At 72.0% G+C, this 19329-nt stretch carries 19 protein-coding genes; 9 read left to right on the top strand and 10 right to left on the bottom strand.

The genetic code is table 11. The annotated features are described in order from the left end of the window. Positions 1-34: 34 nt before the first annotated feature. Entirely contained in the window at positions 35-1198 is a 1164-nt protein-coding gene (locus HEP81_RS29290; RefSeq protein WP_037656689.1) for a hypothetical protein, read from the bottom strand. A gap of 385 nt (positions 1199-1583) precedes the next feature. Here HEP81_RS29290 and HEP81_RS29285 point away from each other — a divergent pair, with 385 nt between their 5' ends. From HEP81_RS29285 to HEP81_RS29260, 6 genes are all read left to right on the top strand, one after another. Then, positions 1584-2351, top strand: a complete 768-nt coding sequence (locus HEP81_RS29285; RefSeq protein ID WP_037656751.1) for a DeoR/GlpR family DNA-binding transcription regulator — start codon at positions 1584-1586, stop codon at positions 2349-2351. 79 nt (positions 2352-2430) lie between these two features. Next, positions 2431-3801: an ABC transporter substrate-binding protein gene (locus tag HEP81_RS29280; protein ID WP_037656691.1), complete on the top strand. Its 1371-nt coding sequence runs from the start codon at positions 2431-2433 to the stop codon at positions 3799-3801. Beyond that, positions 3798-4736: a carbohydrate ABC transporter permease gene (locus tag HEP81_RS29275; RefSeq protein ID WP_037656692.1), complete on the top strand. Its 939-nt coding sequence runs from the start codon at positions 3798-3800 to the stop codon at positions 4734-4736. Before HEP81_RS29280 ends, HEP81_RS29275 begins: the two co-directional genes overlap by 4 nt. Continuing rightward, positions 4733-5557: a carbohydrate ABC transporter permease gene (locus tag HEP81_RS29270; protein WP_037656693.1), complete on the top strand. Its 825-nt coding sequence runs from the start codon at positions 4733-4735 to the stop codon at positions 5555-5557. Before HEP81_RS29275 ends, HEP81_RS29270 begins: the two co-directional genes overlap by 4 nt. Continuing rightward, positions 5554-6543, top strand: coding sequence for a zinc-dependent alcohol dehydrogenase family protein (locus tag HEP81_RS29265; protein WP_037656695.1), 990 nt, complete (start codon positions 5554-5556; stop codon positions 6541-6543). The genes HEP81_RS29270 and HEP81_RS29265 overlap by 4 nt, the downstream gene beginning before the upstream one ends. 83 nt (positions 6544-6626) lie before the next feature. Next, positions 6627-7820, top strand: a complete 1194-nt coding sequence (locus tag HEP81_RS29260) for a TerD family protein (protein ID WP_037656696.1) — start codon at positions 6627-6629, stop codon at positions 7818-7820. Between the two features lie 40 nt (positions 7821-7860). On the opposite strand, the gene HEP81_RS29255 is transcribed toward HEP81_RS29260, so the two are convergent. Both HEP81_RS29255 and HEP81_RS29250 read right to left on the bottom strand, forming a co-directional pair. After that, on the bottom strand, positions 7861-9321 hold the full coding sequence (locus tag HEP81_RS29255) for an alkaline phosphatase PhoX (protein ID WP_037656697.1): 1461 nt from the start codon (positions 9319-9321) through the stop codon (positions 7861-7863). Between the two features lie 288 nt (positions 9322-9609). Next, positions 9610-11034 (bottom strand): hypothetical protein, encoded by a 1425-nt coding sequence (locus tag HEP81_RS29250; RefSeq protein WP_037656698.1) that lies wholly within the window; start codon positions 11032-11034, stop codon positions 9610-9612. 264 nt (positions 11035-11298) lie between these two features. Here HEP81_RS29250 and HEP81_RS29245 point away from each other — a divergent pair, with 264 nt between their 5' ends. Further along, positions 11299-13122, top strand: a complete 1824-nt coding sequence (locus tag HEP81_RS29245) for an endonuclease/exonuclease/phosphatase family protein (RefSeq protein WP_037656699.1) — start codon at positions 11299-11301, stop codon at positions 13120-13122. A gap of 12 nt (positions 13123-13134) precedes the next feature. On the opposite strand, the gene HEP81_RS29240 is transcribed toward HEP81_RS29245, so the two are convergent. From HEP81_RS29240 to HEP81_RS29215, 6 genes are all read right to left on the bottom strand, one after another. Next, positions 13135-13872: an SRPBCC family protein gene (locus tag HEP81_RS29240; RefSeq protein WP_037656700.1), complete on the bottom strand. Its 738-nt coding sequence runs from the start codon at positions 13870-13872 to the stop codon at positions 13135-13137. Positions 13873-13883: 11 nt separating this feature from the next. Beyond that, entirely contained in the window at positions 13884-14504 is a 621-nt protein-coding gene (locus tag HEP81_RS29235) for an ArsR/SmtB family transcription factor (RefSeq protein ID WP_037656701.1), read from the bottom strand. Between the two features lie 144 nt (positions 14505-14648). After that, positions 14649-15293: a DUF3618 domain-containing protein gene (locus tag HEP81_RS29230; RefSeq protein WP_063755238.1), complete on the bottom strand. Its 645-nt coding sequence runs from the start codon at positions 15291-15293 to the stop codon at positions 14649-14651. After that, the gene (locus tag HEP81_RS29225; protein WP_037656754.1) at positions 15290-15715 is read right to left on the bottom strand and encodes a phage holin family protein; all 426 of its coding nucleotides are present in this window, start codon (positions 15713-15715) and stop codon (positions 15290-15292) included. The genes HEP81_RS29230 and HEP81_RS29225 overlap by 4 nt, the downstream gene beginning before the upstream one ends. A gap of 60 nt (positions 15716-15775) precedes the next feature. After that, entirely contained in the window at positions 15776-16471 is a 696-nt protein-coding gene (locus HEP81_RS29220; protein WP_037656702.1) for a hypothetical protein, read from the bottom strand. Then, a complete protein-coding gene (locus tag HEP81_RS29215; protein ID WP_167408664.1) occupies positions 16468-16614 on the bottom strand; it encodes a hypothetical protein in 147 nt (48 codons plus the stop codon). Before HEP81_RS29215 ends, HEP81_RS29220 begins: the two co-directional genes overlap by 4 nt. A gap of 168 nt (positions 16615-16782) precedes the next feature. On the opposite strand from HEP81_RS29215, the gene dapA reads away from it, so the two are divergent. Further along, positions 16783-17682, top strand: a complete 900-nt coding sequence (gene dapA, locus HEP81_RS29210; protein WP_037656704.1) for a 4-hydroxy-tetrahydrodipicolinate synthase — start codon at positions 16783-16785, stop codon at positions 17680-17682. Between the two features lie 34 nt (positions 17683-17716). After that, a complete protein-coding gene (locus HEP81_RS29205; RefSeq protein WP_037656705.1) occupies positions 17717-18223 on the top strand; it encodes a hypothetical protein in 507 nt (168 codons plus the stop codon). A gap of 52 nt (positions 18224-18275) precedes the next feature. Here HEP81_RS29205 and dapD read toward each other — a convergent pair whose 3' ends face one another. Continuing rightward, entirely contained in the window at positions 18276-19262 is a 987-nt protein-coding gene (dapD, locus tag HEP81_RS29200; RefSeq protein ID WP_037656706.1) for a 2,3,4,5-tetrahydropyridine-2,6-dicarboxylate N-succinyltransferase, read from the bottom strand. Positions 19263-19329: the final 67 nt, after the last annotated feature.

The raw sequence follows: 19329 nt of genomic DNA, 5'->3' as shown, positions 1-19329 counted from the left end.
GCCTGGCGACGGTGGCGAGCGCGGTCCCGCTGGTTCAGCGTGCCGCCAGCGCCTCGCGCACCGCCGCGAGATCGCCGTCCGATGCCAACCCGGCGTGATACAGCCGCAGTTCGGTCGCGCCGGCCGCCCGGGCGCGGGCCGCGTCCGCCGCGAGGGTGCGGGGGCTGCCGCCCATCCCGGAGACGACGGTGAAGTTGGCGGCCAGCACGGTCCGCTCGCCCGCGTGCGCGGCGAAGGGTGCCAGCAGGGCCGTGCCCGCGGTGCAGGGGACCACGACGCCGTCGGCCACGGAGAGGATGTGGGCCGGATCGACACCCGCGTTCGCGCCGCAGTGCTCGGGGACGGGGTCGGCGTGCAGCAGGATCTGGAACCCGGCGGGCGCGGCGGCGCGTACGGCGGCCACGGCCTCCTCCTGGAGGCTCCGGGCGGTCCTGTCCCGCCAGGCCCGGACGGCGGCGGCCCGCTCCTCGCCGAGCAGTTCCGGCACCGCCGGCAGGCCGCCGTCGACCGCCGCGCCCCGCCACAGCGGCTCCAGGGCGGCCCGTACGGCAGCCGCCAACTCCTCGTCTCCCACGCCCTGTTCGCCGTAGCCCGCACGACAGGAGGGACAGAAGCACAGGGACATCAGGTACTCCCCGGCCTCGCCCAGGGGCACACCGGAGATCTTGTCGTGGGCGTGCAGATGCGGCAGTCCGTACCAGCCGAGGGACTCCAGCTCGGTGCCCTGGGCGCCGGGGCGTACGGCGGCCTCGGCGGCGAGGCCGACGAGGTAGGCGCGGGTCGCCTCCTGGGCGACGCAGGGCGCCCAGGGGTAGCGGTCGCCGTAGGCGTTGACGACGGAGGTGTCCGGATGTTCCGCGCCCAGGCGGGAGTTGTGCGCGAGGACCACCCAGGTGTGCACCGCGAGACCGGCGCCGGCGAGCGCCCGGGCCGCCTCGCCGTGGGCGTCGCCGGGGGCCCAGCGGCCTGCGGGGTACGGGCGCGGGATTCGGCCGGTCCAGTGGTCGCCCGGCGGATAGAGGACGGCCGCGTGTTCGGCGGTGACGACGCGGTGGCGGGGGTGGCGCGGGGTCAGGGCGCGGGTGGAGTGGTAGGCGGCGGCGAGGGTCACCTGCTCGACGCCGAGCCCGGCGATGCGGGCGGGGGCGTCGGGGTCCCCGTTGACGTCCCAGGGGTAGACGAACGCGGCGGCCTTCACCCGGACTCCTTGACGTGCATTGTTGTGACCATCGTCCATATGCATGAACGGGCTCACGCTAAGGGGGCCTCGCGAGGCGGTCAACACCGGGCGCCCCATGAACGGTTCCGGGCCATATCGCGCCGCACCGGATCCCCTCGCGCCGCCCGGAAACGGGCGGACGGGCGCCGAACGGACCTCTCCGGCCCCGCATCCGGGCATGCGCACCGCCCGTTTCCACACCGGCCCGCGCCGCCGCGCAGGTCCGCGGCGGGCAGCGTGCCCGGCAAACGGGCTCAAGCGGGCAGCATCGGGCGGGCAACAAGCCTGGTCAGGGCGGCGGACCGACGGTACAACTTCCCCCATGGGCCCGAACGGGCAGTTCCGCGGGGAGGAGGATGACGAGATGACCGGAACGACGGAGGAACGCCGGCGCGAGATCGTGCGGGCCGCGCGCGCCACCGGCGCGGTCGATGTCACCGCGCTCGCCGCCGAACTGGGCGTGGCCAAGGAGACCGTCCGGCGTGATCTGCGCGCTCTGGAGGACCACGGGCTGATCCGCCGCACCCATGGCGGGGCCTACCCGGTGGAGAGCGCCGGATTCGAGACCACGCTGGCCTTCCGGGCCACCAGCCAGGTGCCCGAGAAACGCCGGATCGCCGCCGCCGCGGCCGAGTTGCTGGGCGACGCCGAGACCGTCTTCGTCGACGAGGGCTTCACCCCGCAGCTCATCGCCGAGGCCCTGCCGAGGGACCGGCCGCTGACCGTGGTCACCGCGTCCCTGCCGGTCGCGGGCGCCCTCGCCGGCGCGGACCACATCCAGGTGCTGCTCCTCGGCGGCCGGGTACGGGCCGGCACGCTGGCCACCGTCGACCACTGGACGACCACGATGCTGTCCGGCTTCGTCCTCGACCTCGCCTATGTCGGCGCCAACGGCATCTCCCGCGAACACGGCCTGACCACGCCCGATCCGGCGGTCGGCGAGGTCAAGGCGCAGGCGATGCGGGCGGCGCGGCGCACCGTGTTCGCGGGCGTGCACACCAAGTTCGGCGCGGCGAGCTTCTGCCGGTTCGCGGACGTCGGCGCGCTGGAGGCGATCGTGACCAGCACCCAGCTCCCGGTGGCCGAGGCCCATCGCTACGCCCTGCTGGGCCCGCAGGTCATCCGGGTCTGAGATGCCCGTCCCCCGTCCCCCGTGGGCGCTCCCCACCCACTGAACACCCCTTATATCCCCATACATCCAGGAGTGATCCATGCGCACCCCGAGCCGACGGAGGCCACGAGCCCTGCTCGTCCTGGCCGCCGCAGGGACGCTGCTCACCCCCCTGCTGTCCGGCTGCTGGGTCGGGGCGGGCGGAGCCGGATCCGGCGGCGACTCGATCAACGTACTGATGGTCAACAACCCCCAGATGGTGGAGCTCCAGAAGCTCACCGCCCCGCATTTCACCAAGGAGACCGGCATCAAGGTGAACTTCACCGTGCTGCCGGAGAACGACGTCCGCGACAAGATCAGCCAGGACTTCGCCAACCAGGCGGGCCAGTACGACGTCGCCACCCTCTCCAACTACGAGATCCCGATCTACGCCCGCAACGGCTGGCTGCGCCCGATGGACGGCTACGTCGCGAAGGACCCCTCGTACGACGAGAAGGACGTACTGGCGCCGATGCGCGCCTCCCTCACCGGCGACGACGGCAAGCTCTACGGGCAGCCCTTCTACGGCGAGTCGTCCTTCCTGATGTACCGCAAGGACGTGTTCGCGGCGAAGGGCCTGACCATGCCCGCCCACCCCACCTGGCAGCAGGTGGCCGACCTCGCCGCGAAGGCCGACGGCGCGCGGCCCGGTATGCGGGGCATCTGCCTGCGCGGACTGCCCGGCTGGGGCGAGATGGCGGCGCCGCTGACCACGGTCGTGAACACCTTCGGCGGCACCTGGTTCGACAAGGACTGGAAGGCGCGCCTGGACTCGCCCGCCTTCCGCGGGGCGACGAAGTTCTATGTCGACCTGGTCCGCGCGCACGGCGAGTCCGGCGCGGCGCAGTCCGGGTTCGCCGAGTGCCTGAACGACATGACGCAGGGCAAGGTCGCCATGTGGTACGACGCCACCTCCGCGGCCGGCTCCCTGGAGGCGAAGGGCTCCCCGGTCGAGGGCAAGCTCGGCTACGCCCCCGCCCCCGTCGAGCGGACCACCTCCTCCGGCTGGCTCTACACCTGGGCCTGGGGCATCCAGCACGCCTCCCACAACCCCGACAAGGCCTGGAAGTTCGTCTCCTGGGCGTCGAGCAAGGAGTACGAGCAGCTGGTCGGAGAGACCAGCGGCTGGCCGAACGTCCCGGCGGGCAAACGGGCTTCGACGTACGACAACGCCGACTACCGGCGATCCGCCGCGGCCTTCCAGGAGATGACCCGGCAGGCCATCGAGAGCAGCCGCCCCGGCGACCCCGGCGTGCAGCCCCGTCCCGCGCCCGGCATCCAGTTCGTCGACATCCCCGAGTTCACCGATCTCGGCACCAGGGTCTCCCAGGAGATCAGCGCGGCCATCGCCGGGCGCCAGTCCGTCGACGCGGCCCTGAAGAAGTCCCAGCAGCTCGCCGAGAAGATCTCCAAGGAGTACGAGGGACGATGACCGCCACCACCACGGCCCCGTACCCGGCCGCCTCCACCCGGCCGCTGAAACGGCCCCCGGCCCGGCTGCGCGCCTGGGCCACCCGGGCCCCGCTGCTGCCCGCCCTCGTCTTCATGATCGCGGTCACCCAACTGCCCTTCGTGGCCACGCTGGTGATCTCGTTCTTCGACTGGAACGCCCTCTATCCCAAGGCCCGCCGCTTCACCGGCCTCGCCAACTACCGCCAGGTGCTCACCGATGCGGACCTGCGCCACTCGGTGTGGACGACGGTCCTGCTCACCGTGGCGGTGGTGCTGGCCAGCCTGGTGCTCGGGCTGCTCCTCGCCCTGCTCCTGGACCGGCGCTTCCGCGGCCGGGGCGTCGTCCGCACCCTGCTGATCGCACCCTTCCTCGTGGTGCCGGTGGCCGCCGCGCTGCTCTGGAAACATGTGCTCTACAACCCCGAGTACGGCCTGCTCAACGGGCTGCTGCACTACGTCGGCGGCCCCCAGCCGGACTGGATCTCGAACACCCCGCTGCTCGCGGTGGAGGCGTCCCTGGTGTGGCAGTGGACACCGTTCATGATGCTGATCCTGCTGGCCGGGCTCCAGAGCCGGGACCGGGAACAGATCGAGGCGGCCCGGGTCGACGGCGCGGGCGACTGGCAGATCTTCCGCCATCTCACCCTGCCCCATCTGCGCCGCTACCTCGAACTGGGCGCCCTGCTCGGCTCGATCTACATCGTGCAGAACTTCGACGCGGTGTTCACCATCACCTCCGGCGGCCTCGGCACGGCGAACCTGCCGTACACCGTCTACCAGAGCTTCTACCAGGCCCATGAGAACGGGCTGGCCTCGGCCGCGGGCGTCCTGGTCGTCATCGGCTCCCTTGTCATCGCGACCTTCGCCCTGCGCGTGGTCTCGTCCCTGTTCCGCGAGGAGGCGGCCCGCTCATGACCGCGCTGCGACGTCACGGCCTGGGCCTCGTGGCCTGGCTGGCCGGCATCGTCTTCTTCCTGCCCATCGCCTGGATGGCGCTGACGTCCTTCCACTCCGAGCAGGACGCGGCGACCAACCCGCCGTCCTTCGGCGCCGCCCTCACCCTGGACGGTTACCGCGAGTTCTTCGGCGTCGGCGGCGGGGCGAGCCCCTGGCCCGCGCTGATCAACTCGGCGGTGGCGTCGGTGGTCTCCACGCTCTTCGTCCTGCTGCTCGCCCTCCCCGCCGCCTACGCGCTGTCGATCCGGCCGGTGCGCAAATGGACGGACGTGCTGTTCTTCTTCCTGTCCACGAAGATGCTCCCGGCCGTCGCGGGGCTGCTGCCGATCTATCTGTTCGCCAAGCACACCGGGACCCTCGACGACATCTGGCTGCTGGTCGTCCTCTACACCGCGATGAACCTGCCGATCGCGGTGTGGATGATGCAGTCCTTCCTCGCCGAGGTGCCGGTCGCGGTCATCGAGGCGGCCCGGGTGGACGGGGCCCGGCTGCCGACGATCCTCGCCCGGGTCGTCGCCCCCATCGCGCTGCCCGGCATCGCGGCGACGGCACTGATCTGCTTCATCTTCAGCTGGAACGAGCTGCTGTTCGCCCGGGTGCTCACCGGTGTCGTCGCCGAGACCGCGCCCGTCTTCCTGACCGGCTTCATCACCAGCCAGGGCCTGTTCCTGGCCAAGGTGTGCGCCGCCTCGCTCGTCATCTCCCTGCCGGTGCTCGCCGCGGGGTTCGCCGCCCAGGACAAGCTGGTCCAGGGCCTGTCGTTGGGAGCAGTGAAATGAAGGCCGCCGTCATCGAGTCACTGGGCCGTGCCGTCGTCACCGAGGTCCCCGACCCGGCGCCGGGGCCCCGCGAGGTCGTCGTCGAGGTCGCCGCGTGCGGGCTGTGCGGCACCGATCTGCACATCCTCCAGGGCGAGTTCGCGCCCAAGCTGCCGATCGTGCCGGGCCATGAGTTCGCGGGCACGGTGGTCGCCACCGGCGCCCAGGTCACCGAGATCACCACCGGCGACCGGGTGGCCGTGGACCCGTCCCTGTACTGCTACGAGTGCCGCTACTGCCGCAGCGGCCACAACAACCTGTGCGAACGCTGGGCCGCGATCGGCGTGACCACGGCCGGCGGGGCGGCACAGTACGCCGTCGCCCCCGTCGCCAACTGCGTCAAGCTGCCCGACCATGTGCGCACCGAGGACGCGGCCCTGATCGAGCCGCTGTCCTGCGCGGTGCGCGGCTACGACGTGCTGCGCTCCCGGCTCGGCTCCCATGTGCTGATCTACGGCTCCGGGACCATGGGCCTGATGATGCTGGAGCTGGCCAAGCGCACCGGCGCGGCGAGCGTGGACGTGGTGGATCTGAACCCGGCCCGCCTGGAGACGGCCCGGCTGCTCGGGGTCTCGGGCGCGGCGGCCGGCGCGGACGAGCTCGACCGGCCGGGAGGCTGGGACGTGGTGGTGGACGCGACGGGCAACGCGGCGGCCATCCAGGACGGTCTGGGCCGGGTGGCGAAGGCGGGCACCTTCCTCCAGTTCGGTGTCGCCGACTACGCCACCCGGGTGCAGATCGACCCGTACCGCATCTACAACCAGGAGATCACCATCACCGGTTCGATGGCGGTGCTGCACAGCTATGAGCGGGCGGCGGAACTCTTCGCGAACGGCGTCCTGGACCCGGGGGTCTTCATCAGCGACCGGCTCCCGCTGGAGCGGTATCCGCAGGCGCTGGAGCAGTTCGCGGCGGGGGTGGGACGGAAGATCGTCGTCGTTCCCTGAAGGGCTGTGCCGTGGGTGACGGGTGATGCCGGTGGTAAGGGAACGGTAAAGCGGTTTCGTTCGTTACCCCCCACATGACAGCTATGACCCCTGGTTCGAACGTTCCGCTCTCCGCCGCGCGCATCACGGTGGACGTGGCCGCTCCCGTGCGGCTGGACGTCTCGGGCCTGCTGCTCACGGGCGACGGCAAGGTGCGCTCGGACGACGACTTCATCTTCTACAACCAGCCGTCCGGACCGGGTGTGGCCTACCGGTCCGGCGGCGGTGCCGCGCCCGACGCGATCACGGTCGACACCGCGGCGGTGCCGCCGGACATCGAGAAGATCGTGGTCACGGCCAGCCCGGACGCGGCCGGGCAGACCTTCCAGGGCATCGAGCCGACCGCCACCATCCGGGACGCGGACGGCGGTGCGGTGCTGGCCACGTTCACCCCGCCGCAGCTGGGCACCGAGACCGCGCTCGTGGTGGTGGAGGTCTACCGCCGAGGCGGTCAGTGGAAGGCCCGCGCGGTCGGCCAGGGGTATGCGAACGGACTCGCGGGCATCGCGACGGACTTCGGTGTGACGGTGGAGGAACCGGCGGCGGCTCCGGCGGCGCCCCCGCAGCCGACGGCACCTCCGGTGGCGCCCTCGACGGCTCCGCCGATGCCCGCCGCCCCGCCGGCCGCACCCGCGGCTCCGACCCCGGGTTCGGGCTCGGGGAAGATCAACCTGGACAAGGGCCGGGTCAGCCTCCAGAAGAACCAGACGGTGTCGCTGGTCAAGGGCGGGCGGCCGCTGCTGTCCCAGGTGCGGATGGGCCTCGGCTGGGAGCCGGCGTTCCGGGGCGCCGACATCGACCTCGACGCCTCCGTCATCGCCTACGGCCCGCAGCGCAACCACATCGACAGCTGCTACTTCGGCAAGCTCACGATCCTCAAGGGCGCGGTCAAGCACTCCGGCGACAACCTCACGGGCGAGGGCGCGGGCGACGACGAGGTGATCGTGGTCGACCTCGGCCGCATCCCCCAGGAGGTCACCGGTCTCGTCTTCACGGTCAACTCCTTCTCCGGCCAGAAGTTCACCGATGTCGCCAAGGCGTACTGCCGTCTCGTGGACGCCGCGACGGACGAGGAGCTGGTCCGCTTCGACCTCACCCAGGCCGAACCCCAGACCGGTGTGCTGATGGCCAAGCTGATCCGCCAGTTCTCCGGCGAGTGGGAGATGACCGCGATCGGCGACTTCGTGAAGGCGCGGACGGTCCGCAACATGGTGGACCCGGCGGCCAGGGCTCTCTGAGCGAGGGGGGCGCGGGGACCGTGCCCCCCTTCGGTGGCCGTTACTTCCTCTGCCGCTTCCAGGGCCCGGTGATGGCGACCATGATGCCCGGGGTCTGGATGTTGGCGTACAGGGTCCGTCCGTCGGGCGAGAAGGTGACGCCGGTGAACTCGCTGTACTCCGGCTCGGCCTCGGTGCCGATGTTCAGCTCGTTGCGCGCGATCGGATAGGTGCGGCCGCTGTCGGTGGCCCCGAACAGATGCTGGACGCCCTCGCCGTCCTCGGCGATGACCAGACCGCCGTACGGCGAGACGGTGATGTTGTCCGGGCCGTCGAACGCGCCGTCCTTGCCCGGGTCCGGGTTCACGCCGAGCAGCACCTTGAGGGTGAGGGTCCGGCGCCGGGGGTCGTAGAACCAGACCTGGCCGTCGTGCTGGACCGGGCTCTCCGCGCGGGCGAAGGAGGAGACGATGTAGACGCCGCCGTCACCCCACCACATGCCCTCCAGCTTGCGGGCGCGGGTGACCTGGCCCTCGCCGAACTGCTTGCGCGTGGAGACCTGCCGGGCGTCGCGGTCGGGCACGTCCACCCAGTCGACGCCGTAGACCGTGCCGGTCCTGGTGGCGCGGGAGAGGTCGTCCACGAACCGGCCGCCGGAGTCGAAGCACTTGAAGGCCTGGAGGACGCCCGCGTCGGCGGCGAGGGTGCGCAGCCTGCCGCGACCGTGGCGGAAACCGGTCGGCGGGGTCCAGCGGTAGAGCAGGCCGTTGGGGCCCGCGGCGTCCTCGGTGAGGAAGAGGTGACCGCGCTTGGGGTCGACCACGACGGCCTCGTGGGCGTACCGGCCCAGCGCCTTGATCGGCTTGGGGGCGCGGTTGGCCCGGTGGTCGAGCGGATCCACCTCGAAGACGTAGCCGTGGTCCTTGGTCATGCCGTTCTGGCCGGCCTTGTCCTCGGTCTCCTCGCAGGTCAGCCAGGTGCCCCACGGGGTGCTGCCGCCCGCGCAGTTGGTGGCGGTGCCGGCGATGCCGACCCACTCGGCGACCTTGTCGCGGCGCACCTCGACCACGGTGCAGCCACCGGCCGCGGCGGGGTCGTACACCAGGCCATCGGTGAGCGGCACCGGGTAGGTCCAGTTGGCGCGCGGACCCGCCAGCTCGTGGTTGTTGACGAGGAGGGTGGCGCCCCGGGGGCCCTCGAAGGTGGAGGTGCCGTCATGGTTGGACGGCGTGAACTCGCCCGACTCCAGGCGGGTCTTGCCGCTGTAGGTGATGATCTGGTAGCTGAAGCCGGCGGGCAGGGCGAGGATGCCCTTGGGGTCGGACTTCAGGGGGCCGTAGCCGACACCGGGCAGGCCGTGGCCCTGGCCCTGGGCCACCGCGGCGTCCCCGTGCGCGGTGTCGGTCTCCGTGGACGCGAGGGCGTTCGGCGCGGTGGCGAGCACGCCGGCGCTGCCCGCCAGGGCGATCCCGGCACCGGTGATCGCGGAGGTTCTGGCGAAGTCCCTGCGGGTGAGCGACATGGTGTCTCCTGTGACGGATGGGTGTGCCGTGGAGGGCGGCGGTCCTCGTTCGGCGCACACGCTCCCGGCGGCGCCTGAACGGGAGTTGAACGCTGGGCCACCACAGGCACCCTTGTTCAAGAAACCGTATGCGCCATCCCAAGAGCGGACCAAGCGTCAGGCGGGCCGGCGTCCCGCCGACGCCGGTCACACTCCCCTTCCACCGCGCCAGAGCCCGCCCGCGCTTCCCTCTTCACCCCGACGGAGCTCGGCAAGCGGGCCGGGCCGGACAGCGGCGCCCCGGCCCGCTCAACCCCCTTGCTGCGAACGCGCCTTGAACGCGGCCTTGCGGGCCTCCTTGGCCACCTTCTTGTCCGGGTGCAGCCGGCCCATCGCCTCCAGCACATCGGCCGTCGCCGGGTGCTCCACCCGCCACGCGGCCGCGAAGAACCCGCTGTGCTGCTCCGCGAGGCCCTCCACGAGCGCCTGGAGCTCCTCGCTGTTGCCCTCGGCGGCCAGTTGGGCGGCGACGGTGTCGATGGTCAGCCAGAACACCAGGTCCTGGGAGGGCGCGGGCACCTCGGCGGCGCCCCGTTCGCTGAGCCATACCCGGGCGAGGCCGCCGAGCTCGGGGTCGTCCAGGACCTCCCGCAGCGCGGGCTCGGCCTCCCCGCCGACCAGGGACAGCGCCTGCTGGCAGCGCAGCCGGCGCAGCGGCCCCCCGGCATCGGTGCCCCGGGCCGCGGCCAGCAACTCCCTTGCGCCGGAGAGCGGTTCATGCCGGTTCAGCCACAGCTCGGTCTCGGCGAGGGCGGCCGACGGGCCGAACGCGGCGGTGCCGTCGAGCAGTACGTCCGCCCCCTTGTCGGCGAGTTCGCCGACCACCGGCGCCTCGAAACCGGCCTCCATCAGCCGCGCCCGCAGCCCGTAGGCGCCGAGCGGGGTCAGCCGCACCATGCCGTAGCGGGAGACGTCGGCCTCCTCCACCGGCGCGGCGAGTTCCTCGTCGGCGTCGGCCATCAACGCCTCGTCCACCGGCCGGTACTCGACCAGGCCGACCGGCTCCAGCGTCCGGAACTGGTCGTCCAGGCGCATCATCGCGTCGGACACCTGCTCCAGGACGTCGTCGGTGGGCTCACCCATGTCGTCCGGCACGATCATCGACGCGGCGAGGGCGGGCAGCGGGACCGGCCCGTCCCCGGCGCCGTCCTCACTCACCGTCAGGAGATAGAGGTTGCCGAGCACACCGTCGAGGAACTCGGCCTCGGACTCGGAGTCCCAGTCGAGTGACGCGAAATCGATCTCCCCGCCCTCGTCGAGCGCGTCCACCAGATCGTCCAGATCGGGCACGCTCGCATCCGCCAGCACGGTCTCCAGTGCGGCGAGCCACACCGTGAGCACCTCCTGCGGGGAACCGGTGAGCAGGGCCAGCGCCTCGCCGGTGCGGACCGTCCCGCGATCCTCGTCGGCGACCTCGACCAGTCCCGAGTCCAGCGCGACCCGCCAGGCCTCGGCGGCGTAGGCGGCCGCGTCGTCGCCGGTCAGTCCGAGCTGGTCTGCGGCGGCGGGAAGCTGCTCCTCGACCAGGCTGCCGCCCGCGTCCACCCGGGTGTCGGGGCCGGCCCAGCGGGCGAGCCGGGCCGCCCGCGCGAGCAGGGGCGTGGACAGCGCGGCGCGTGCCAGCTCCGCTTCGGAGTGCAGCCGTACGGGCGGCAGGGGGGAGCTGTCTGACATCGGCTGGATCTCCTCGGACCGTGAAACGTGCTCAGCCCCTCAGCCTAGACGGATTTGGGCCCATGCCGCCCGGTTCATCTCCTCGTCAACCCCAGTACATGGCCGAAACCTTGACAAGTCCCGGGCGCAGGCTGGAGATTGACGCGCGTAGAAGTCGGGGAACGACCGTTCACTCGGCTCTATGCGTGTCACGGAGGGCAACGGCCCCCACACGCAGCTGATCCACCTCGTCCCGGCGCCTCGTAACATCCCCGGAGGGATCCCTTGCCGAGCAGGTCCACCGCGCGTCTCGCCGCGCTCACCGTCGCCGCTGTTTGCTCCGCCGCGTCGGCCGTCGTCCTCACCTCCCCCGCGCACGCCGACGCGGTGCGCATCCACGACATCCAGGGCACCACCCGTCTGTCGCCGTACGCCGGGCAGAAGGTGACGGACGTGCCGGGCATCGTCACCGCCACGCGCACCTACGGCTCGTCCAAGGGCTTCTGGCTCCAGGACACGACGCCCGACGACAACCCCGCCACCAGCGAGGGCATATTCGTCTACACCAGCTCCGCGCCGAAGGTCGCGGTCGGCGACTCGGTGACGGTGACCGGCACGGTCTCCGAGTACGTCCCGGGCGGCGTCGCCTCCGGCGAGCAGTCCGTCACGGAGATCACCAAGCCCACCATCACCACCGTCTCCACCGGCAACGCCGTCCCGGCGCCGGTCGTCATCGACGCGAAGTCGGTGCCGAGCCGGTACACGCCGCAGGGCGACACCGCGAACGGCGGCTCGATCAACAACCTGCCGCTCCAGCCCGAGAAGTACGCCCTGGACTACTACGAGTCCCTTGAGGGCATGAACGTCCAGGTCAAGGACGCCCATGTGGTCACCGCCACCGACCGGTACGCCGAGCTGTGGGTCACGGTCAAGCCGCACGAGCACCACGACAGCCGCGGTGGCACGGTCTACGGGTCCTACGACTCGCAGAACACCGGCCGCCTCCAGATCCAGTCGCTGGGCGCCACCGCCGACTTCCCGAAGGCGAATGTCGGCGACACGCTGACCGGCACCACCACCGGCCCGCTGGACTTCAACCAGTACGGCGGCTACACCCTGGTCGCCGGCCAGATCGGGACGCTCAAGAGCGGTGGTCTCCAGCGCGAGACCACGGAGAAGCAGACCGGCAAGCAGCTCGCGGTCGCGACGTACAACGTCGAGAACCTCGACCCGTCGGACAAGACGTTCGACCAGCACGCCGCGGCGATCGTGCACAACCTCCAGTCCCCCGACATCGTGTCCCTGGAGGAGATCCAGGACAACAACGGTGCCACGGACGACGGCACGGTCGACGCGAGCGTCACGGTGAACAAGCTGATCGACGCGATCGTCGCGGCGGGCGGCCCGAAGTACGACTGGCGTTCCATCGACCCGGTCAACGACAAGGACGGCGGCGAGCCCGGCGGCAACATCCGCCAGGTGTTCCTGTTCAACCCCGAGCGGGTGTCCTTCGTGGACCGCGCGGGCGGCGACTCCACCACCGCGGTGGGTGTCGTCAAGGAGCACGGCAAGGCCCAGCTGACCGCGTCCCCGGGCCGGATCGACCCCACCAGCGCCGCCTGGGAGGACAGCCGCAAGCCGCTCGTCGGCCAGTTCGTCTTCCAGGGCAAGACCGTCTTCGTGATCGCCAACCACCTGATCTCCAAGGGCGGCGACCAGAGCCTGACCGCGCAGTACCAGCCGGTCACGCGCAGCTCGGAGACCCAGCGCCACGCCCAGGCGCAGGAGATCAACGCGTTCGTCAAGGACCTCCTGAAGGTCCAGAAGAACGCGAACGTGCTCGCCCTCGGCGACATGAACGACTTCGAGTTCTCCGGCACCGCGAAGATCCTCGAAGGTGACGGCGAGCTGTGGTCGGCGATCAAGTCGCTGCCCAGGAGCGAGCGTTACACCTACGACTACGAGGGCAACTCGCAGGTCCTGGACCAGATCCTGATCAGCCCGGCGGTGCGCCGCGACTCGTTCCAGTACGACAGCGTGCACATCAACTCGGAGTTCAACGACCAGATCAGCGACCACGACCCGCAGGTGCTGCGCTTCCGCCCCTGAGCCACGAGGGGTTCAGGACTGGCTGAACACCCCGTTCAGCCAGTCCTGCCAGGCGGCCCCGTCCGTCTCGGCATCGGCGCCCGGCGCGAAGTCGTGCACGCTGATGCCGAACGGCGCGCCCCAGCGGCCCCGGCCGAAGAAGCGGACGAGGGCACGCTCGGTGCGCAGTCCGATGAACTCCGCCTCGCGGTAGTCGAGTACGGCGTCCAGGTCCCGCCCGCCGGGTCCGCGGACGCTCACCTTCGTCCCCGCGGTCGCGCCGTCCGGCAGTCCGAGCGCGCGGGCCGCGATGGCGAGCGCCTCCGGTACGGCCGAGGTCGCGGGGCCGTTCACCTGCGCGAAGGCGACCGGGGCCGGCGCGAAGTGCGTCAGATACTCGCGCAGGGTGTGCAGATAGAAGTCGGTGTGCTTGTTCGCGCCGTCGTACTGGGTGTCCCAGTCGTCGGTGAAGATCCCGCTGTGGACGTAGCGCACGAAGGCGCGGCGGCCCTCGTCGCGGGGCTCGATGGTGTGGTCGAGCTGGTTGAGCGACTGCGTGGGCATGCCCACGTCCTCGCTGCGGTTGACGTAGCGGCGCGGCGGCTCCCAGACCACGACGGTCGAGCCGAACGGCCCCCGCCCGCCCTCCCGCGGCTCGGGCGGCTCCATCGGCCACAGATAGCCCCCGGTCCCGGTGGTGATCGCCGCCCAGACCTGCTCCGGCGGTACATCTACCTCGAACTCGCGGACGATCTCGAATTCCTTGCTCATGGCGGGGGCTCCTACTCGGCTTCCGGTGCGGGTTCCAGGGCTGCGGGCCGGTCCTTGACCGTGGGATGCAGGGCGACGACGACCCGGTGGTCCCGGCCGCCCTCGGCGTCCGGGGCGTCGTACTTGCGGATCAGGGCGCTGACGCCCGCCGTCAGCTCCCGCACGAACGCCGCGCGGTCGGCGGCGGAGGCGAAGCGCACCTCGCCGTCCAGGGCGTATGTCGCGAGCGGCTTGCGGGCCCTGGCCGCGCCGCCGATCAGCGTGCCGACGTCGCGCACCAGGCGGGCGCCGAGCGCCAGCAGCCAGCGCGCGGACAGCTGGTCCCGGAAGCGGTCCGGGTCGGGCTGCACGGCGGGCAGGGCGGCGGGCGAGATGACGTACGACGCGGCGCTCGCGCGCATCAGCCGCTCGGTGACATTGCCCTTGCGGCGCTCCCCGGCCAGCTCGACCAGTCCGTGCCGCTCCAGCGTCTTGAGGTGGTAGTTCACCTTCTGGCGGGGCAGTCCGACCTTGCCGGCCAGCATCGCGGCCGACGCGGGTCCGGCGGCCAGTTCGGCGAGCAGCCGGGCCCGGACGGGGTCCAGCGACACGGCCGCGGCCTCGGGGTCCTCGATCACGGTCACATCCAGCATGCGCCTACCCTCCCACCGAAAACTTTTTTTGTCCAGACGGCCTTAGTTTTCGGTGGGAGGGTGGAACGGTATGGCTGGAAAGGGGGCCGGGGGCGGGCGCCGGGGAGCCCTTCGGACGCCCCGTCGGACGCTCCTTTCAGATGCTCAGCAGGAGCAGGGGCGGCGGCTCATGACGCGGGACGCGCCACGGGCCGTGCCACGGCTCCGGCCACCGCGCAGCACCCCGGCCGCGATCAGGGCGATCGCCCCGGTCGCACCTGCCACCAGCACCGGGCGCGGCACCCCGCGCAGGCCCTCGGCGGCCTTGCGGGCGGGGGGCGCGAGCTGCCGCTGGGCCACGGCGGCCCGGTCCTGCACCCGGTGCCCGGCGTCCATCGCCCTGCTCTGGGCCTGGCGCCCGGCCTCCAGCGCGCGGTCCCGCAGCGGCTGCCCGTCCTGGGAGCCGCCGTGCTGGGCGACCCGGCTCTGGAGTGTGTGCCCGGTGCGCGCGGCCGTCCCCTGCACCGCGTGGCCCGCCTGCGCGGCCCGTCCCTTCATCGCGTGCGCCGCGTGCGTGGCCCGGCCCTGGGCGCCGTGCCCGGCCTGGGCGGCGCTGGAGCGCAGCTGCACCCTCATGGCACCGGCCTTGTCCTTCAGATCGGCGGCCCGGGCCCGCGCGCGCCCTTTCACATCGACGCGGTCCACCAACTGGGCCACGGTGTCGCCGAGTTGGTTCCTGGTCTGCTCGATCTGCGCGCGCAGCTCGTCGGGGCCCTTGGCGCCCGAGCCGTGCGGGGTCCTGTGGGTCATCGATGTGCCCTTTCCTTGATCACGTCGACATCGGCCCGGACACTGCCGAGGGTCTCCTCGGGCATGGGCGATCCGGCGCGGCGCAGCTGGGCGCGTCCGGTGGCGGCCAGCACGGCGGCCACCAGGAACAGCGCGACCGCGACGGTCAGCGCCGCCGCCCACAGGGGCAGCACCAGGTCGAGGGCGGCGGTGGCCGCGCCGGCCAGCACGATCAGCCCGACATAGCCGAGGGCGCCCGCGGCACCCAGCAGCCCGCCGCCGGTTCCGGCGCGCTTGCCCTTCTGGGTCAGCTCCGCCTTGGCGAGGGCGACCTCCTGCCGCAGCAGCAGGGAGAGCTGTTCGGTGGCCCGATTGACGAGTTCCCCCGTGGAGGGGTGGCCGTCGAGTGCGGGGCGCGTGTGCGGTCGCGTGTGCGAGGTCATGGTCACGGTGTCCCGCCTCCTTTCTGTACGGGAACATCCGGGTACCCGGCCCGGGGAGCGTCAGCCCTTGTCCGCTCCCCCGGTCCCGCGGTCGCCGAGCCGCGCGAGCTGGGACTGGAACCAGTCGAGCCGCGCCTGCAACAGGGCTGCCTCGGCGACCAGTTCGGGCACACCCATCTCGGTGCCCGTCGTCAACTCGGTGACGGTCTCGGCCGGGACGCCGCCGTCCGCCCGTACCCGCAGGCCCTCCCCGGCGAGCCGGGCGAACTCCGCGAGGGTGACGGACGTACGGCCGCGCGCACAGCCCGCGCAGCCGGGGGCCAGGGCGCGCCAGCCGGGGCGGCCCCAGCCGGCGTCGGCCAGCAGGGTCGCGGTGGCGCCGCAGGCGCAGGGGCCCGCGGTGGCGGTGCGCACCCGCTGGCGGGCGTAGCGGAATCCGCGCTCGAAGCGGATGTAGGCGCCGAGCACGGAGACTTCGAGGAGCAGCGCGGTGCGGTGCTCGGCGGTGCAGCGCAGGGCGTCGGCGGCGGTGCGCTCATGGACGCAGTGGAAACCGCAGTCGCACAGGCGCGCGGGAGGGCGGTGCCTGCGGCCGTAGACGCAGGACGCCTGGTCGAGCACCCCGTAGGGAAGCGCACCGCCGAGCGACACCCCGGTGAACCCCGCCCGGGTGCCGTCCTGGGACAGCACCGGGTGGGCGATCTTGTAGCCGGTCGGCGGCTCCGTGGGGCGTTCCGCCGGGAGCCGGGGCCTCATCGGCCGGCCGGGACCTCTTCGCGGGCCGGCTCGGCCGGTGCGGTACGGGCGGCCTCGGCGGGCTGCCGGACCGTCTCTTCCTCGTCACGGATGTCCGGCCGCTCCTCGGCGACCCCGGTGGCCAGTGCCTTGCCGAGCTTCATGGTGCCTCCATGGCTGACGTCGATGGTGACCCTTCGCCCATAGTGACCCATGAACGGCCGAGTTGGACACACGACCTTGCGCCACACCTGAACGTGTAAGCAAACTTATCGATACCCTGAAGGAAAATTAAGTAGAGCTACACAGAAGACCTGCCGACACTAGCGGGTATGACGATCACACAGGCCCCCTCCCCCTTCGGCCGCGCCCTCTGCGCGATGATCACCCCGTTCACCGCGGAAGGGGCGCTGAACCGGGCCGGCGCCCAGGAACTGGCCGCCCATCTGGTGGCGGAGGGCTGCGAGGGACTGGTCCTCAACGGCACCACGGGCGAGTCGCCGACCACCACCGACGCCGAGAAGGCGGAGCTGATCACGGCCGTGCGGGAGGCGGTCGGGCCGCGGATCCCGCTGATCGCGGGCATCGGCACCGCCGACACCCGGCACACCACCGAACTGGCCCTGGCGGCCGAGAAGGCGGGCGCCGACGCCGTGCTGGTCGTGGCGCCCTACTACAGCAGGCCGCCGCAGGAGGCCGTCGCCGCGCACTTCCGCGCCGTCGCCGACGCGAGCGGACTGCCGGTCCTGCTCTACGACATCCCGGGGCGCACCGGCACCCGTATCGATCCGGAGACGATCCTGCGCCTCGCCGGCCACCCCAGGATCGTCGGCGTCAAGGACTGCTCCTACGACCTTCTGGGCACCCAGAAGGTGCTGGCCCGGGCGGAGTTGGCCTATTACGCGGGCTGCGACGAACACAACCTCGCCCTCTACGCCATCGGCGCGGCCGGCTGTATCAGCACCGTCGCCAATGCCGCCCCGCGCCACATCCGCGCCGTCCTGGACGCCTTCGACGCGGCCGACACCGCGCGGGCGCGGCAACTCCAGTTGAGGGCGACCCCGTTGATCGAGTCGATGATGGCCGCGGGCCTGCCCGGGACGGTCACCGCCAAGGCCCTCCTGTCCCGGCTCGGCCTGCCCGCGGGCCCGGTCCGTGCCCCGCTGCTGCCCGCCGCCCCGGGGACGACGGCCGAACTGCACGCCCGCTTCGAAGAACTGACCGAATCCTGATCCGCGCTCCCCCCGCCTGCCGTACGGTGTCCCCGTGAGCCGTCCCCTGCTCTTCCTGGACGTCGACGGTCCGCTGAACCCGTACGCGGCCCAACGGGAGCGCCGGCCCGAGGGATATACGACGATCCGGGTGCCGCTGGCCTCGCGCCGCCCCCTGCGGGTGTGGCTGAACCCGGCCCATGGCCCCGCGCTGCTGGCCCTCGACTACGAGCTGTGCTGGGCGACGACCTGGATGGCCGAGGCCAACCACTGGATCGCCCCCGTCCTCGGACTGCCCGAACTGCCCTATGTCGACTTCGGCGCGGGCCTGTTCGCGCACCGGCCCGACGGGGTGCACTGGAAGACGGAGACGATCGTGGCGTACGCCGGGGGCCGGCCGTTCGCCTGGGTCGACGACGAACAGAGCACCGAGGACGCGGTGTTCGTGGCCGACCACCACCCCGGCCCGGCCCTCCTGCACCATGTGAACCCCCGCATCGGCCTGCGCGCGGGCGACTTCACCACCCTGGCGGAGTTCGCCGCCGGCCTGCCCCCGACATGACCGAGCGCCCCTCACCACACGGGCGAGGGGCGCTCCGGGCGTACCGGGCGGGTCAGTTGTGGCTGTGCAGGATGTCGTTCAGGCCGCCCCAGACCGCGTTGTTCGGGCGGGCCTCGACCGTGCCGGTGACCGAGTTGCGGCGGAAGAGGATGTGGGAGGCGCCGCTCAGGTCGCGGGCCTTGACGATCTGTCCGTCGGGCATGGTGACACGGGTACCGGCGGTGACGTACAGACCCGCCTCGACCACGCACTCGTCGCCGAGGGCGATGCCGACGCCCGCCTCGGCGCCGACCAGGCAGCGCTCGCCGACGGAGATGATCACATTGCCGCCGCCGGACAGGGTGCCCATGGTGGAGGCGCCGCCGCCGATGTCCGAGCCGTCGCCGATGACGACACCGGCGGAGATCCGGCCCTCGACCATCGAGGTGCCGAGCGTGCCGGCGTTGAAGTTGACGAAGCCCTCGTGCATCACGGTGGTGCCCTCGGCCAGGTGCGCGCCGAGGCGGACCCGGTCGGCGTCGGCGATACGGACACCCTTGGGGGCCACGTAGTCCGTCATACGGGGGAACTTGTCGATCGAGGTGACCTGGAGGTGCAGGCCCTCGGCGCGGGCGTTCAGCCGCACCTTCTCGATGTCGTCCACCGCGACCGGGCCGAGCGAGGTCCAGGCGACGTTGGCGAGGTGGCCGAAGATGCCGTCCAGGTTCTGGCCGTGCGGCTTGACCAGGCGGTGTGAGAGCAGGTGCAGCCGCAGATAGGTGTCGTGCGCGTCCAGCGGCTTCTCGTCCAGCGAGGCGATGACCGTACGGACCGCGACCACCTCGACGCCCCTGCGGGCGTCCGGGCCGATCGCCGCGGTCGCGCCGCCGCCCAGCAGCTCCGCCGCGCGCTCGGCGGTCAGCCGCTCGGTGCCGGCCGGGCCCGGCTCGGCGACCAGCTCGGGCGCGGGGAACCAGGTGTCGAGAACGGTGCCGTCGGAGGCGATCGTGGCGAGGCCGGCGGCGACGGCGCCGGTGGTACGGGAAGCAGTGTCGGTCATGGGACAAAACCTAACGTGGCGCGGGGTGCGGGGGCGAACCGTGTCTCATGTGCCGGTCGCGGGATCC

Origin of the sequence: Streptomyces griseofuscus (assembly GCF_014673495.1) — a bacterium.
Taxonomy (GTDB): domain Bacteria; phylum Actinomycetota; class Actinomycetes; order Streptomycetales; family Streptomycetaceae; genus Streptomyces; species Streptomyces murinus.
Note: the sequence above shows the minus strand (reverse complement) of the source record. Positions and strands in the feature narration are given on the sequence as shown.

Excerpts from the sequence above, each read along its gene's own strand:
- dapA (WP_037656704.1), top strand. The coding sequence starts at position 16,783 with ATGACGATCACACAGGCCCCCTCCCCCTTCGGCCGCGCCCTCTGCGCG.
- HEP81_RS29255 (WP_037656697.1), bottom strand. The coding sequence starts at position 9,321 with ATGTCGCTCACCCGCAGGGACTTCGCCAGAACCTCCGCGATCACCGGT.
- HEP81_RS29230 (WP_063755238.1), bottom strand. The coding sequence starts at position 15,293 with ATGACCCACAGGACCCCGCACGGCTCGGGCGCCAAGGGCCCCGACGAG.
- dapD (WP_037656706.1), bottom strand. The coding sequence starts at position 19,262 with ATGACCGACACTGCTTCCCGTACCACCGGCGCCGTCGCCGCCGGCCTC.
- HEP81_RS29285 (WP_037656751.1), top strand. The coding sequence starts at position 1,584 with ATGACCGGAACGACGGAGGAACGCCGGCGCGAGATCGTGCGGGCCGCG.
- HEP81_RS29270 (WP_037656693.1), top strand. The coding sequence starts at position 4,733 with ATGACCGCGCTGCGACGTCACGGCCTGGGCCTCGTGGCCTGGCTGGCC.
- HEP81_RS29220 (WP_037656702.1), bottom strand. The coding sequence starts at position 16,471 with ATGAGGCCCCGGCTCCCGGCGGAACGCCCCACGGAGCCGCCGACCGGC.
- HEP81_RS29250 (WP_037656698.1), bottom strand. The coding sequence starts at position 11,034 with ATGTCAGACAGCTCCCCCCTGCCGCCCGTACGGCTGCACTCCGAAGCG.
- HEP81_RS29235 (WP_037656701.1), bottom strand. The coding sequence starts at position 14,504 with ATGCTGGATGTGACCGTGATCGAGGACCCCGAGGCCGCGGCCGTGTCG.
- HEP81_RS29225 (WP_037656754.1), bottom strand. The coding sequence starts at position 15,715 with ATGACCTCGCACACGCGACCGCACACGCGCCCCGCACTCGACGGCCAC.
- HEP81_RS29265 (WP_037656695.1), top strand. The coding sequence starts at position 5,554 with ATGAAGGCCGCCGTCATCGAGTCACTGGGCCGTGCCGTCGTCACCGAG.
- HEP81_RS29215 (WP_167408664.1), bottom strand. The coding sequence starts at position 16,614 with ATGAAGCTCGGCAAGGCACTGGCCACCGGGGTCGCCGAGGAGCGGCCG.
- HEP81_RS29240 (WP_037656700.1), bottom strand. The coding sequence starts at position 13,872 with ATGAGCAAGGAATTCGAGATCGTCCGCGAGTTCGAGGTAGATGTACCG.
- HEP81_RS29260 (WP_037656696.1), top strand. The coding sequence starts at position 6,627 with ATGACCCCTGGTTCGAACGTTCCGCTCTCCGCCGCGCGCATCACGGTG.
- HEP81_RS29275 (WP_037656692.1), top strand. The coding sequence starts at position 3,798 with ATGACCGCCACCACCACGGCCCCGTACCCGGCCGCCTCCACCCGGCCG.
- HEP81_RS29280 (WP_037656691.1), top strand. The coding sequence starts at position 2,431 with ATGCGCACCCCGAGCCGACGGAGGCCACGAGCCCTGCTCGTCCTGGCC.